The sequence below is a fragment of the Streptomyces sp. NPDC052114 genome (assembly GCF_040680155.1).
Taxonomy (GTDB): Bacteria; Actinomycetota; Actinomycetes; order Streptomycetales; family Streptomycetaceae; genus Streptomyces.
In genome coordinates this window covers 259,157-270,523 of sequence record NZ_JBFAWC010000003.1, presented here as the reverse complement: position 1 = coordinate 270,523, position 11,367 = coordinate 259,157, and the positions used below count along the sequence as shown (strand labels likewise).

General features: G+C 73.2%; 8 protein-coding genes. 6 read left to right on the top strand and 2 right to left on the bottom strand.

The window, feature by feature from the left end; all coding sequences use genetic code 11:
- The first annotated feature begins 7 nt into the window (after positions 1 to 7).
- From AB0L89_RS08155 to AB0L89_RS08140, 4 genes are all read left to right on the top strand, one after another.
- Positions 8 to 631, top strand: a complete 624-nt coding sequence (locus AB0L89_RS08155) for a hypothetical protein (protein WP_365136199.1) — start codon at positions 8 to 10, stop codon at positions 629 to 631.
- 193 nt (positions 632 to 824) lie between these two features.
- Positions 825 to 1,013, top strand: coding sequence for a hypothetical protein (locus AB0L89_RS08150; protein WP_365136196.1), 189 nt, complete (start codon positions 825 to 827; stop codon positions 1,011 to 1,013).
- Positions 1,014 to 1,080: 67 nt separating this feature from the next.
- On the top strand, positions 1,081 to 4,170 hold the full coding sequence (locus tag AB0L89_RS08145; protein ID WP_365136193.1) for an AAA family ATPase: 3,090 nt from the start codon (positions 1,081 to 1,083) through the stop codon (positions 4,168 to 4,170).
- An 80-nt stretch (positions 4,171 to 4,250) separates the two neighbouring features.
- A complete protein-coding gene (locus AB0L89_RS08140; RefSeq protein ID WP_365137175.1) occupies positions 4,251 to 4,496 on the top strand; it encodes a DUF6191 domain-containing protein in 246 nt (81 codons plus the stop codon).
- A gap of 1 nt (position 4,497) precedes the next feature.
- Here AB0L89_RS08140 and AB0L89_RS08135 read toward each other — a convergent pair whose 3' ends face one another.
- Positions 4,498 to 5,637 carry a PQQ-dependent sugar dehydrogenase gene (locus tag AB0L89_RS08135; RefSeq protein ID WP_365137172.1) on the bottom strand — a complete coding sequence of 380 codons (1,140 nt, stop codon included), beginning with the start codon at positions 5,635 to 5,637 and terminating at the stop codon, positions 4,498 to 4,500.
- 147 nt (positions 5,638 to 5,784) lie between these two features.
- Positions 5,785 to 6,810: an aldo/keto reductase gene (locus AB0L89_RS08130; protein ID WP_365136190.1), complete on the bottom strand. Its 1,026-nt coding sequence runs from the start codon at positions 6,808 to 6,810 to the stop codon at positions 5,785 to 5,787.
- 119 nt (positions 6,811 to 6,929) lie between these two features.
- On the opposite strand from AB0L89_RS08130, the gene AB0L89_RS08125 reads away from it, so the two are divergent.
- On the top strand, positions 6,930 to 7,883 hold the full coding sequence (locus AB0L89_RS08125; protein WP_365136187.1) for a 2-hydroxyacid dehydrogenase: 954 nt from the start codon (positions 6,930 to 6,932) through the stop codon (positions 7,881 to 7,883).
- A gap of 377 nt (positions 7,884 to 8,260) precedes the next feature.
- The gene (locus tag AB0L89_RS08120; protein WP_365136184.1) at positions 8,261 to 11,203 is read left to right on the top strand and encodes an EAL domain-containing protein; all 2,943 of its coding nucleotides are present in this window, start codon (positions 8,261 to 8,263) and stop codon (positions 11,201 to 11,203) included.
- Positions 11,204 to 11,367 lie beyond the last annotated feature (164 nt).

Here is an 11,367-nt window from a genome sequence, read left to right as displayed (position 1 = left end):
CGGTGGCATGGGTACCAAGACAGATGACGCGGCCGTGGCCAAGGGCGCGACCGAGACCGGGGACGTGACCGAGGAGTCCAAGGAGTCCAAGGATTCCAAGGAGTCGAAGGGCACCGAGGAGTCCGCGGAGCCCGCGGAGGCGAAGGGCACCGAGGCCGACGCGCCGGACGAGGCCGGGGACATCGATGACGCCGACGCCGACGCCGACGCCGAGCCCGTCGCGCCCGCCAGGTCCACCGGGGTGGGCCAGGGCGCCGCGGCCGTCGTCTCGGCCGCGCTCGGCGTGGTCGGCCTCTCCGGCGGCTGGCTCGGCACGATCGCGTCGGCCCGCGAGAATCTCTACGGACAGCTGGAGACCCAGCAGGGCGCGAGCGTCGCCACGACGGTCCAGGCCATGTACGGCGACTCCTGGAAGGCCACCGCGCTGGTCGCCGGGATCTTCGCGCTGGTGGCGCTGGTCGTCGGCTTCGTGGTGCTGGTCAGGCCCGCGTTCGGCGCCCCCGGCAAGGAACAGGCGCCGTGGATCAAGTCCGTGGCCTGGGCGGGCGTCGCACTCGGTGTGATCGGCCTGGTCCTCGCCATGGCCAAGTACTCCGACCTGCTGCTCGGGCTGCCGTCGACACCGTCCTGAGCCGTCCCGTACGCCACCTAAGGCAAGGGCGGGGCAGGGGCTAAGGCCCCTGCCCCGCCCTTCGTCGTACCTAAGGACCCCCACCCCCCGGAGATGCGGCAGTCGCCCGATGTGGGCCACCCCCCTGGGAGACGAGAGTGGAGTCATCGCACAGAGCGGTGAACGAGAACCACGACGACCCGAGGGGTACGAGATGTTCGAGTACGAGATGCACCGGATGCGCGCCGCCGAGCTGGCCCGTGAGGCCGACCGCGGCCGGCTGCTCGGCGAGGCCCGCAAGGCCCGCGCGGACCGCGCCGCCGCCCGCCGCACCGCCCGCGACGAAGCCGAGGGGCGGGTGAGCACGCCGCTTCGGAAGACCCGCTTCACGCGGGCCGCCTGAGATGCCGGGGCCCGTGCCGGTGACCACGGTGCGGACATCGGGTGCCGCGGGGTCCGCACACTGTGCGATGCTCGCGGCTGTGGAGACCAGGTCCGTCAGCCCGGTGTTCGTCGGCCGAGCCGACGAACTGGGCGTACTGAACGAAGCGCTCGCCCGTGCCACGGGAACCCCCCGCCAAGGAGCCGGGGGTCCCGGGGCGGGCGAGCCGCAGGCGTTGCTGCTGGGCGGCGAGGCGGGCGTCGGCAAGACGCGCCTCGTCGAGGAGTTCACCGCGGCCGCCGAGCGGCAGGGCGCCGTCGTCGCGCTCGGCGGCTGTGTCGAGATCGGTGCCGACGGCCTGCCCTTCGCGCCCTTCTCCACCGCCCTGCGGGCCCTGCGCCGCCGGCTGCCCGAGGAACTGGCCGCCGCGGCCGAGGGCCAGGAGGAGGAACTGGCCCGGCTGCTGCCCGAACTGGCCGCGCCCGGCCCGCACAGCCGCGCCGCCGCCGGCTCCGACGAACAGGGCATGGCCCGCCTCTTCGAACTCACCGCACGCCTCCTGGAGCGCCTCTCCCGCGACCGCACCGTCGTCGTCGCCCTGGAGGACCTGCACTGGGCCGACGCCTCGACCCGCCACCTCCTCGCCTATCTCTTCCGGACCCTGCGCGGCGGCCGTCTCGTCCTCCTCGCCACCTACCGCGCCGACGACATCCACCGCCGCCACCCGCTGCGCCCCCTGCTCGCCGAGCTGGACCGGCTCCGCACGGTCCGGCGCATCGAACTCGGCCGCTTCAGCAAGGCCGAGGTCGCCCGTCAGATGACCGGGATCCTCGCCGCCGAGCCCGAACAGACCCTGGTCGACGACATATTCGACCGCTCCGACGGCAACGCCTTCTTCGTCGAGGAACTCGCCGTCGCCTCCCACGGCGGCAGCTGCGCGAGCCTGACCGACTCCCTGCGCGACCTCCTCCTCGTCCGCGTCGAGGAACTGCCCGAGGACACCCAGCGGGTGGCGCGGATCGTCGCCGAGGGCGGCTCCACCGTCGAGTACGACCTGCTCGCCGAGGTCGTCGGGCTCGGCGAGGACGACCTGATCGAGGCGCTGCGGGCCGCCGTCGGCGCCAACATCCTGCTCGCCTCCCCGGACGGCGACGGCTACCGCTTCCGGCACTCCCTGGTCCGCGAGGCGGTCAGCGACGACCTGCTGCCCGGCGAACGCTCCCGCATCAACCGCCGCTTCGCCGAGGCCCTGGAGCTGGACCCCTCCCTCGTCGCCCCCGACCAGCGCGCCCCGCGCCTCGCCACCTACTGGTACTACGCGCACGACGCGGCCAAGGCCCTGCCCGCCGTCCTCGAAGCCTCCGTCCAGGCCCGTCACCGCCACGCCTACGCCGAGCAGCTCCGCCTCCTGGAGCGCGCGATGGAGCTGTGGGACGACGCCCCCGAGGCCGTCCGCGAAGAACTCCGCCCCGCCGCCTACGTGGAGGGCTATCCGCCCTGCGGCTGCGACCCCGCCACCACCCCGCTGCGCTATCTGGACCTGATGGCCGAGGCCACCGTCGCCGGCCGCCTCTGCGGTGAACGCGAACGCGCCCTCAAGATCATCAAGCGTGCCCTGCGCCTCCTGGCCGACGAGAGCGACCCCCTGCGCGCCGCCTGGTTCTGGGTCCAGCGCTCCCGCCTCGTCTCCACCCTCGGCCGCGGCGACGGCTGGGCGGAGATCGCCACGGCACAGGAGCTGATGCGCGGCCTGCCGCCCTCCGAGGTGCACGCCGACGTCCTCGTCCACCGCGCTTCCTGGGGCATGCTCCACGACCCGGGACCCGAGACCATGGCCGCCGCCGAACGCGCCGTCGAGTACGCCCGCATGGTCAAGGCCGACACCATCGAGCTCAACGCCCGCCTCACCCGCGGCAACCTCCTCATCGAGGCCGGCGACCCCGAGGCGGGCCTCGCCGAGATGTACGAGGTCAGGGACCGCGTCGTCAGCGAGGGCCTGGCCACGGACCTGAGCCGCGCCCACATCAACCTCCCCTCCGCCCTCGAAGGCGTCGGCCGCTCCGCCGAGGCCGTAAAGGTCGGGATGGAGGGCATCGAGTTCTGCCGGAAGTACGGCCTGGTGGACACCGAGGGCTGGGTCTGGGCCAACGTCGCCGAATCGCTCATCTCGCTGGGCCGCTGGGACGAGGCCGCCGAGGCCGTCGCCCAGACCCAGCGCTGCGCGCAGAGCTCCAAGCCGCGCGGCTCCGCCGCCGAACGCACCGCGCGCGTCTCCCTCTTCCGCGGCGACTACGGCGCCGCCGCACGGCATGTGCACAGCGCCCACCAGCACTTCGGCCACCACGACCCCCAACCCCAGTACCTCCTCCTCCTGGTCCGCATCGCCCTCGGCGTCGCCGCGGGCGAGGGCCGCATCCTGGACGGCCGCGCCGAACTGGCGAACGGCATCGCCTCCGGCCTCCCCGTCGGCACCTACAAGTACGGCTGGCCGCTGCTGCTCGCCGCCGCCGCGATGGAGGCCGACGCCCGCGGCCTGCCCGCCGCCGAGGCCGGCCGCCCCGCCGCCGTCGAACGCATCCGCGAGGCCGCCAAGGACCTCGCCACTCCCATCCCGCTCTGGCGCGCCTACGACGAGTGGACCCGCGCCGAACTCCTGCGCTCCGAGGGCGGCGACGGCCCCGACGACTGGGCCGCCGTCGTCACCGCCCTCGAACCCCTCGACCGCCCCTACGACCTCGCCCAGGCCCGCCTGCGCCTGGCCGAGTCCCTCCTCGCCGCGGACATCGCCGACCGCGACGGCGCCGCCCGCCTGCTGCGCCAGGCCGCGGAGGTGGCCGACCGGCTCGGCGCCCGGCCGCTCGCCGACTCCATCACCGGACTCGCCCAGCGGGCCCGTCTGCCCCTGACCAGCACCGAGGCCGCGTGCGCCCCCGCCGCCCCGGCCGACCCCGCCGAGGCGCTCGGCCTGACCAGCCGGGAGCGCGACGTCCTGCGCCTGGTCGCGGTGGGCCGCAGCAACCGCCAGATCGCCGAGGAACTCTTCATCTCCCCGAAGACGGCGAGCGTCCACGTCTCCAACATCCTCGCCAAGCTGTCCGTGAGCGGACGCGGCGAGGCCGCGGCCCTCGCCCACCGGCTTCGGCTCTTTCCCCAGGGGGAGGCCCAGGCGGCGGGCTGACCTGCGCCTTCGCGGCCCCGGCCGGTTCCGCACCGGCTCGCTTACGCTTGAGGGCAGGATCTCGGCTCTTGGGAGGCGCAGTGTTCAACGCGATCGAGGCCCTGTTCGCGCCGGGGCGCAAGCACACCGACGACGAGCAGAAGCGCCTGGAGATGACCCGCGTCGACCTCAACGACGGCGACCCCGGGCGCGGGCCGATCGATCTGACCTCGGGCAAGGTGGTCGTACGCCCACCCGTCCCCTCCCCGCGTGCCGACGAGATACCGGGCACCCGCGAGATACCGAGCACCGACGAGACACCGGGCACCGGTCAGGCCGGCGACTGAGCTACTTCACCTCCACCTCCAGGATCTTGTCGTCCCCCTTCTCCGGCGTCCCCCGCGAGTCCGTCTCGCTCGTGACCAGCCACAGCTTGTCGCCGCCCGCCGCGAGCACCGTGCGCAGCCGGCCGTACTCCTCGGACAGGAAGGACTGCGGCTTCGGGTCGTCCACGCCCCGCACCGGGACGCGCCACAGCCGCTGGCCCCGCAGGCCCGCCATCCAGACCGACCCCTCGGCACAGGCCACCCCGCTCGGTGACGCCTCGGACGTCTTCCACTGGGCGATCGGGGCGTGGAAGCCCTCGCCCTCGTCGCCGTCGCCCTTGCCCTCGACCTCCGGCCAGCCGTAGTTGTCGCCGGCCTTGATCTCGTTCAGCTCGTCCCAGGTGTCCTGGCCGAACTCCGAGGCCCACAGCCGCTTGTCCTCGTCCCAGGCCAGGCCCTGCACATTGCGGTGGCCGTACGAATACACGGGGGAGTCGTCGAAGGGGTTGTCGGGGGCCGGCTCGCCGTCCGGGGTGAGGCGCAGGATCTTGCCGCCCAGGGACTCCTTGTCCTGCGCGAGGCCGGTGTCGCCGGTCTCGCCCGTGCCCGCGTACAGCATCTTGTCCGGGCCGAAGGCGATCCGGCCGCCGTTGTGGATCATGCCCTTGGGGATGCCCTTGAAGACCGTGTCGGGCGCGCCCAGCTGCTCGCCCGCGGGCTTCTTCTCGTCGTACAGCATCCGGGCGATGCGGTTGTCGGACTCCGTCGTGAAGTACGCGTACACCATGTGGTCCGAGGCGTACGAAGGTGAGAGCGCGAGGCCCATCAGGCCGCCCTCGCCGCCGGGGGAGACGCCGGGGACCGCGCCGAGCTCCGTCTTCTTGCCCGACGTCCCGTCGATCCGGGTGATCGTCCCCTCGTCGCGCGAGGACACCAGGAGGTCGCCGCCGGGCAGCGCGGCGAGGCCCCAGGGCGTCTTCAGGCCCGTGGTGAGGGTGCGCGTGACCTTCGCGGAACCCTTCTCCGGCGGGGCCTCGGCGCCCGGCTTCCCGGTGGCCGACCTGCTCGACTTCTCCGGCTTCGGCGAGGGAAAGCCCGGGTCCGGGCCGCCGTCGTCCCCGGACGAACATCCGGCCGCGAACACGAGGGCGGCAGCGGCCAACACGGCCGTAACAGCGGGTCGTTGCACGATCAGGGTCCCTTCGACGCAGCGCTTCTACTGTTCATACACCGCTCGCGCCCCGCAGGTTCCCCATCCGCCGCCACGAGATCGCCGGCCCCGGCCGGGGCCGGCCGGGCGGAGCGGCCCTCAGTCCCACGACCCCAGCGCAGGCGGCAGCGCAGCGATCTCCGCCAGGTCCGCCGCCGTCAGCCGCAGCCGCGCCGCCCCCGCGTTCTCCACCGCCCAGCGCTCCCGCTTCGCCCCCGGAATCGGCACCACGTGCCGCCCCTGCGCCAGCACCCACGCCAGCGCGACCTGCGCCGGCGTTGCCCCGTGCCGCTCCGCCACCCGGCGCAGCCCCACCACCAGCGGCTGGTTGGCCGCCATCATCTCGGCGGTGAAGCGCGGATGCCGGGCGCGCAGGTCGTCCGGCTCGAAGCCCTGGCCGGGCGTCAGCGTGCCGGTGAGGAAACCATTCCCCAGCGGCATCGCCGCGAGGAGGCCGACCCCGCGCGCCGCGCACCAGGGCAGCAGGGCGTCCAGCGCCTCCGGCGACCACACCGACAGCTCCGCCTCCACCGCGCTGACCGGGAAGACCTGCTGCACCCGGTCCAGCTGACGGATCGTCGCGTCGTGCAGGCCCGCACGCGGACGCCCCGGCGCGCCGCGCCGCCGGGCGCGCGCCCCCACCGCGCACAGCCCCAGCGCCCGCACCTTCCCCGCGGCCACGAGCTCGGCCATCGCGCCCCAGGTCTCCTCGATGGGCACCTCGGGATCGGCGCGGTGCAGCTGGTACAGGTCGATGGTCTCCGTCTGCAGCCGCCGCAGCGACGCGTCGCAGGCCCGCTTCACATAGCCGGGGCGGCCGTTGGCGACGATGTGCTGCTCGCCCACGAGCAGCCCGCACTTCGTCGACACGAACGCCTCGCCGCGCCGCTCCTTCAACACCCTGCCGATCAGCAGCTCGTTGGTGAACGGCCCGTACATGTCGGCCGTGTCCAGCAGCGTCACCCCCGGGCCGTCGGCGCCGACGGCGTCCAGTGCGGCGTGCACGGTGCGCATCGACGCGTCACCCCGCTGCCGTGAGCCGGTGTACGCCCAGCTCATCGGCATGCAGCCGAGTCCGACGGCGCCCACTTCGAGCGCCCCCGCGCCGATCGTCCTGCACTCCACCTGGCCGTACCCTCCCCGCTCCTCGTCCAGCGATCACCCAAACTAACCGCTGCCGCCGCCGCCCCGAGCGCTGCCTCCCCGACGACGCCGTGCCGCCGCCGCGCACTAGCCTCCTGGCCATGACGACAGACGTATGGCTTCCGTTCGCAGCGCACGAGATCCCGGGCCTTCCCGACGCGTCCCGGTCGGGCCTCACCTACCGCTTCTGGGACGGCGGCCCGGACTTCCCCGCGGACCCGGCCGACTGCGTCTTCTACGTGGTGCCCTACATGAAGACCACGGAGACCGCCGTACGCCCCTTGTCCGCGATGACCTCCGTACGCGTCGTACAGACCCTGACCGCGGGGATCGACCACGTGGAACCGGGGCTGCCGTTCCTCGCGCCGGGGGTGCGGCTGTGCAACGCGCGCGGGGTGCACGAGACCAGCACCGCCGAGCTGGCCCTCACCCTGGTCCTCGCCTCCCTGCGGGGCGTTCCGCGCTTCGTCGAGGGGCAGCGGCAGGAGGAGTGGCGGTCGGGGTTCTATCCGGCGCTCGCCGACAGGTCCGTCCTCATCGTGGGGTACGGAGCGATCGGTTCCGCCATCGAGGACAGGCTCGCCCCCTTCGAATGCGCGCGGGTGGCGCGCGTCGCGCGCTCCGCCCGTGCCACGGAGCGCGGTCCTGTGCACCCGCTCGCGGAACTGCCGTCGCTGCTGCCCGAGGCGGACGTCGTCATCCTCTCCACGCCGCTCACCGAGACCACGCGCGGACTCGTGGGAGCCGACTTCCTGGCCCGCATGAAGGACGGCGCGCTGCTCGTGAACGTCGCCCGCGGACCCGTGGTCGACACCAAGGCGCTCCTCGCCGAACTGGAGTCGGGGCGCATCACCGCCGCCCTCGACGTGACCGACCCGGAACCGCTGCCCGCAGGTCACCCCCTGTGGCACGCTCCCGGAGTGCTCGTCAGCCCGCACGTGGGAGGCTCCTCGTCCGCCTTCCTGCCCCGGGCCAAGCGCCTGCTCGCCGGGCAGCTGACCGAGTACGCCGCCGGGCGGCAGTTGGACAACATCGTGCTGACAACGGGCAGTTGACCGTCCGACGCCGTTTTGTGCACGCTCCGCACCCGCACGCGTGCGCCCCGTGTCCGCTTCCGTCTGGACAGTCACGGAGCGTAGAGGAACTATGTCCCTGAGTGACGAGACTGGTGTATCGTCCCGACAGGGGATGCGCCGTGGACCGTTCGGCGCCGGGGACGAGACATCTGACTGCGAGGGGGGCGACGGGCGATGCACGGCCTATGGGCGAACGATCCGACGCGGCGGGACCGCCGCCGGCGACTCTCACGCGCACCGGCCCGCAGACGCAGGCGCGGCGGGCACCGCACGAGCGGCCGTCGTCGCACGCATCAGCGCCACTGTCGGCGCGGACGACGGACGGACACGGGGGCGGCGCGGACCGGGGCGGACCGATGAGCGCCCCGCCGTCCACGGCCACGGTCTTCGAAGGGGGCCTCGCGGCAGCCCCGCTGCCCCCGTTGCCCCCGCGGTCCCCGCTGATCCGCAGCCCCCTGCCGGGTGGCCGCGGCCTGATCTCGCAGCTGGCGCTCCTGCTGGTCTGCGGGGCGTACGCCACCGGGTCGGCACTCGGCTGGGGATCGCACCGACTCGCCCTGTTCATGGGCGACTTCGGGCTGAGCATCGCCGCCGCGACCGCCGCCGTCTCCTGCTTCCGCTACTCCCGCACCCGCCGCAGCCGTTTTCGACCCGCCTGGCTGCTGTTCGCACTCTCCTCCGCGATGGCAGCGATCGGCAACGCGGTATGGGGCTGGTACGAGGTCGTGCTGGAGCGGCCCGTGCCGAGCCCCGGCCTCGCCGACCTCTTCTTCCTGTGCTTCGCCCCGCCCGCCATCATCGGCCTGCTCGTGCTCGCCAAGCGACCGGTGACGAAGGCGGGTTGGGTCTGCCTGGCCCTCGACTCCTGGCTGATCGGGGGGTCGCTCCTCACGCTCTCCTGGAGTCTGGCCCTCGCGCACACCGCGCAGTTCGAGGGCCAGAGCGTCGCGCACGCCGCGCTCTCGCTGGCCTACCCGCTGCTCGACATCGCGCTGGTCAGCATGGTCCTCGCGCTGCACTTCAGGCGGTCCTCCGCCAACCGCACAGCGGTGAACACCGCGATCGGCGCGCTGGCCCTGACCGTGATGTGCGACGCGCTCTTCACCTCACCGCTGCTGCACGCCAGTTACCGCTCGGGCCAGATGCTCGACGCCGGCTGGTTCGCGGGCTCGCTCCTGCTCGCGTACGCCCCGTGGGCCGCTCCCTGGCACGCGAGCGAGGCGCTCGGACCGGGCCACGCGCGCGTGACGTACGACAGCGGGCCCGAGGAGCCGCGGGCCGCCGCGACCCGTCCCATCGCCGGATCGCTGGCCGCCCTCACGCCGTACCTGGCAGCCGCCGTCTGCACGCTGGGGATCCTCTACAACGTGCTGAGCGGCCGCAGCGTCGACCGCGTCGTGCTCTTCACGGCGGGCACCGTCGTGCTCGCGCTCGTGGTGCGCCAGGGCATCATGCTCCTGGACAACATCACCCTCACCCAGGAGCTGGCCCAGAAGGAGAACCACTTCCGGTCCCTGGTGCAGGGCTCCAGCGACGTCATCATGATCGCCGCGCCGAACGGCATCCTCCGGTACGTCAGCCCGGCCGCCGCCGGGGTCTACGGCCGCGACGCCGAAGAGCTCGTCGGCTCCGAGCTGGCCTCGCTCATGCACCCCGAGGACCTCGGCCGGGTCGTCCACGAGGTCCGCAGATTCCTCGCCGCCAACCCCGTCGAGGAACCCACCACCCGCATCGAGTGCCGCTTCAAGTCCGGCGACGGCGACTGGCTGAACGTGGAGTCCACCGTCAACCGCCACCAGGGCGGCCTCATCTTCAACAGCAGGGACGTCACCGAACGGGTCCGCCTCCAGGCGCAGTTGCAGCACAACGCCGAGCACGACCCGCTCACCGACCTGCCCAACCGCGCCCTGTTCACCCGGCGCGTGGGCCAGGCGCTGACCGGCCGCAGAGTGACCGACCGCGGCACGGCCGTGCTCTTCATCGACCTCGACGGTTTCAAGGCGGTCAACGACACCATCGGCCACCAGGCCGGTGACGAACTGCTCATCCAGGCCGCGCGCAGACTTCAGGAGGCGGTGCGTTCGGGCGACACCGCCTCCCGTCTCGGCGGCGATGAGTTCGCGGCCCTCATCGTCGGCGACGGGACCAGGGACCAAGCCGCGAGAGAACAGCACATCTTCGAGCTCGCCGACCGGCTGAGAATCACCCTTTCCCAGCCCTACGCCATCGACGGCAACGACGTGCGCGTCGCGGCGTCCATCGGCGTGTCCTTCGCCGAACCGGGCATCGGCGCGGGGGAGTTGCTGCGCAACGCCGACCTCGCGATGTACCGGGCCAAGGCCGCGGGGAAGGGCCGCGTCGAGCTGTACGCGCCCCAGATGCAGGCCGACGTCGTCCGCAAGGCGGAGCTCGCCACGCGGCTGCGCGCCGCGCTGCACGACGGCGAGTTCGCGCTGCTGCACCAGCCCGTCGTCAGCCTCGACGACGGCCGGATCACGGCGGTCGCCGCGCAGGCGCGCTGGCGCTCGGCGCAGGGCATCCTCTTCACGCCGGCCGAATTCCTGCGGGTCTCCGAGTCCGGCGGCGGGCAGGACGGCGACCGTGCCGCCGAGCTCGGCCGCTGGATGCTGGAGGAGGCCGTCGAGCAGGCCGCGGAGCGCGGCCTGACCGGTCACGCGGTGCCCGTCGCCGTCCGCATGAGCGCCCGCCGCCTCCTGGACCGGTCCATGCCGCTCGGCTCCATCGAGGCGCTCCTGACCCGGCACGGCCTGCCCTCCGGCGCGCTCATCATCGAGCTGGCCGACAGCGACCCACGGGTCCCCCTGGACGAGCTGGAGCGGCGCCTGACGGCCCTGCGCAGACTCGGCGTACGCATCGCGCTCGACGGCTTCGGCAGCGGGTACGCGGCGATCACGGCCCTGCGCCGGCTCCCCGTCGACGTACTGAAGCTCGACCGCAGCCTGATCGAGGGCGTCGTCGAGTCCGCGCGGCTCTACAAGATCACCTCGGGGCTGCTGCGGATCGCGGGCGACCTGGGGCTGCTCTCCGTGGCCGACGGCGTCGATCTGCCCGAGCAGGTGGTCGCCCTGCGCGCGATGGGGTGCACGCACGGGCAGGGCATGGCGTTCTCCGGGCCCCTGGACGAGTACCGGCTGCGCCGGGCGCTGGCGATGGGCGAGTATCCGGTGCCGCGCTGTCCGGCGGAGCCGGTGTTCGCGGGCGGCCCCGCGGGGACGTACGCGGGTGGTCCCTCGTCCTACGCCCGCTCACATAATGAGACCCCCGTCCCACCTACTTGACAGGTGCCGCGTGCCGGGGGGAGGGTCAATGCCATGCGCACCCGAATTCTCGTACTTGGAAAGCGCGTCGGCTGAAGCTGGGACTGACCGGTCCGGACACCGGAATCCCAGCGACCGCACCCGGCGCGCTCCCCTCGCTTGCCTCACGGCACGAGGGGTTTTTT

Coding starts and splice junctions, on each gene's coding strand:
- AB0L89_RS08145 (WP_365136193.1), top strand. CDS start 1,081: ATGCTCGCGGCTGTGGAGACCAGGTCCGTCAGCCCGGTGTTCGTCGGC.
- AB0L89_RS08155 (WP_365136199.1), top strand. CDS start 8: ATGGGTACCAAGACAGATGACGCGGCCGTGGCCAAGGGCGCGACCGAG.
- AB0L89_RS08150 (WP_365136196.1), top strand. CDS start 825: ATGTTCGAGTACGAGATGCACCGGATGCGCGCCGCCGAGCTGGCCCGT.
- AB0L89_RS08125 (WP_365136187.1), top strand. CDS start 6,930: ATGACGACAGACGTATGGCTTCCGTTCGCAGCGCACGAGATCCCGGGC.
- AB0L89_RS08120 (WP_365136184.1), top strand. CDS start 8,261: ATGAGCGCCCCGCCGTCCACGGCCACGGTCTTCGAAGGGGGCCTCGCG.